The organism is Motilimonas sp. 1_MG-2023, assembly GCF_030547455.1.
In the GTDB taxonomy this organism is placed as follows: Bacteria; Pseudomonadota; Gammaproteobacteria; order Enterobacterales; family CBDFNC01; genus Motilimonas.
Map to the genome: position 1 here is coordinate 1 of NZ_JAUOPX010000264.1, position 239 is coordinate 239.

At 41.8% G+C, this 239-nt stretch carries 1 protein-coding gene; it reads left to right on the plus strand.

Annotated features, from left to right (window positions below):
- Positions 1 to 73 precede the first annotated feature (73 nt).
- Positions 74 to 239 (plus strand): dTMP kinase (locus Q4519_RS22070; protein WP_369293068.1); only part of this gene is annotated, 166 nt, incomplete at its 3' end.

A 239-nucleotide genomic window follows, 5' to 3' on the forward strand; every position in this document is an offset into this window, starting at 1 on the left:
GAACATTATTTTTCGTAGTACTTGGCTGAGCTCAACCGTTCGGTTAGAAAATACATATTAAAATAGTGATCTTATGAACAGCGGTAAATTTTTTGTAATTGAAGGACTCGAAGGTGCGGGTATAAGCAGCGCAGTTGCAGGTGTTAAAGCTTGGCTTAGCGCCATTGGTGTGCTAGAAATTGTATGTACTCGTGAGCCGGGTGGTACGCCATTAGCGGATAATATGCGTAGCATTGTTA